At 56.2% G+C, this 2,529-nt stretch carries 1 protein-coding gene; it reads left to right on the top strand.

Annotation, left to right across the window (positions count from 1 at the left end):
* Positions 1-844: 844 nt before the first annotated feature.
* On the top strand, positions 845-2,095 hold the full coding sequence (locus AC630_RS42380; protein ID WP_083636634.1) for an acyltransferase family protein: 1,251 nt from the start codon (positions 845-847) through the stop codon (positions 2,093-2,095).
* Positions 2,096-2,529 lie beyond the last annotated feature (434 nt).

The following is a 2,529-nucleotide window of genomic DNA, read 5'->3' as shown; positions in this document are numbered from 1 at the left end:
CAGATTAACGGTGACCTGTTCCCCGTTTATGTAGACCGAGTTGCGCTCGCCACCCGTAAGGCCCCGCGCCCAGCATTTCAGATCGATCGTCTCGGCATGTGCAGCCGTTGCAGCTAGCAGCGCTGCGACGATGATGGTTGCTTTCAGCTTCACAGTTATCTCGTCGCTTTGTGACGGCCCTGCCGGGGGTTCGGACACGGCAGGACATTCGATGACTTTGCCGAAATTTCGGCAAATTTGGGGGGGGGTGGGCCGCGAGCCTCAGCCGCCATGTGTGGCGAGCGTCAGCCGTGGCCATGGGCCGCGAGCGTTTCGCGCTAATCTAGTCAATGGCCGGCGGCCTGATTAGCTATGGAAGCAGCGTCAACGAGCCAATGCGGCTGGCGGGTGTGTACACCGGCAGAATTCTCAAGGGCGAGAAGCCATCCGATATGCCGGTCCAACAGTCAACGAGGATCCGAACTCAAGATCAATCTCAAGACCGCAAAGGCGCTGGGCCTGACGGTACCGCCCGCGTTGCTCGTCCGCGCCGAGGAGGTACTCGAATAAATGGCCACGTCCGAGTCTGGCCCTTCGCGCCATTTCGTTGCCACGCAATAAGCTGGTCGGTTTCGGGGAAGAGCAGACATCGAACACAAGCCGAACCCGCAGAGTCGGTCGAGAATGACCCGGGACGGAAGTCGGCCGCGACGGAATAAAGGTCGTGACATGACACTTTCCTCACCCGGTCGCCTGGTTCCGCGAGCCGATGGCTCGCCTGAAATTGCAACTCCAACGTTTACACGGCCTTAGTTCACTACTTGATATTCTCGGGGGGACTTAGGTGTCTCTGGGAAACACAACCATGTTCAGCCTAGCTGATCAGCTCGCTCTTTCGCGCAATCGGCCCGCTGGTTTCGACTACATGCGGATTGTGTTGGCGGCTACGATTATCTGCCTGCACAGCGCGAACGTCACCCTTGGGCTCGGTCGGGCGATGGAGATAGTCGGCCATTTTCGCATGGTGAACGCAATGATTCTTGCGCTCTTCTTCGCCTTAAGCGGGTTTTTGGTGACGGCCAGCTTGTTGAGGTGCAAGAGCCTGATTTCATTTATTGGTCTGCGCGTGCTTCGCATTGCCCCCGCGCTCGTGGTCGAGACGACGCTATCGGCCATCATCATCGGCCCGATCTTCACCGCAATACCGTTGGCCCAGTACTTCGCGGACTCGAAATTCCATGTCTATTTTCTCAACATTCTTGGCGACATTCACTTTGAACTCCCGGGCGTATTTCTTCATAATCCGACGCCATATGTGGTGAATGCTCAGCTTTGGACGGTACCGTATGAGCTGTGGTGCTACGTCATCCTGGCGCTTCTTGCCGCGACCACGGTTTGCTTCAACAGGGTGCTATACCTTGGGTTTCTCGTGTTCGCCCAGATCGGGCTCATCTGCTACGATATCTACTATTTTAACGAACTGTTCATTCACCTTCGTCCGCACCTTCTTGTGTTCTGCTTCCTTCTAGGTGTCGGCTTCTACATCTGGCGCGACAAGGTACCGTTTAACCGGGCGACGTGCCTGATCGCGCTCGTGCTTTGCATTGCCGGCATGGCTGGCGGACGCCACGACGTGTTCTTTGCCGTGCCGGCTACCTATGTCGCGTGTTATCTGGGCCTCATGAATCCGCGGCGAAGCTGGATCGTGTCGTCCGGCGACTACTCCTACGGAATGTATCTCTATGGATTCGTTATCCAACAGTGTGTTGCAGCGGTTGGCCCATCGGTTCAGCATTGGTATCTGAACGTCTTGATCAGCCTGCCGATTGCCTTTGGCGTTGCTATCGCCTCCTGGCACTTCGTCGAGAAACACGCCCTTCGACTCAGAGGTCAGCTCGAACGGTTTGAGGCGGCGGTTCTTTCCCGCACTTCGATTGTTGGGTTTTGGCGCAGGTCGCCCCGGCCGGTTGAATTAGGCGCGACGCTTGGCGGTAGCACATCAGGTTTGACAGCGCTGCCTAGAACTCGACTGTTTTGTTCATGGCCGGGCATACATGCATCCGAAAAGATCAACGGCCCGCTGCAGATCGAGGACAAGGCCGCGCCTGCCGAGTAGCGTAACAGGACAGTCTGACGATGTTTGACGCCCTCTCAAAACGCACATGAACAGCGCCTCGCAGAAGCCTTTAGGAGAGATGCTTATGTCCGCTGTTGGCCCCTTCGCGTCATTTCGTTGCCGCGCAGTAACCTGGTCGGTTTCGGAGAAGAGCAGACATCGAACGGCGGCCGAAACCCGCAGAGTCGGTCGAGAATGACCCAATGCGAACATGCGCAATCAAAATTCTATTCCTGACCCAAGACCAGCGCGGGACCTACTGATCGCACACCCTGAAATTGCACAAGAAAAATAAGAAACTATTAGAGGAACCCAGATACTGATACTCTGAGAGGGCTTCACGGCTCCCGAACGTAGCCATGGATCGGTAGAGTGACGCGGAATGAAAGCAGTGTCTCGCGGTCTTACTGATGCTTAACAATTTGTGAGCGGCG

The sequence above is a fragment of the Bradyrhizobium sp. AS23.2 genome, assembly GCF_001908185.1.
Classification (GTDB): Bacteria; Pseudomonadota; Alphaproteobacteria; order Rhizobiales; family Xanthobacteraceae; genus Bradyrhizobium.
Note: the sequence above shows the minus strand (reverse complement) of the source record. Positions and strands in the feature narration are given on the sequence as shown.

What these genes read in the sequence shown, in the direction of transcription:
- AC630_RS42380 (WP_083636634.1), top strand. Translation starts at nt 845, where the DNA reads ATGTTCAGCCTAGCTGATCAGCTCGCTCTTTCGCGCAATCGGCCCGCT.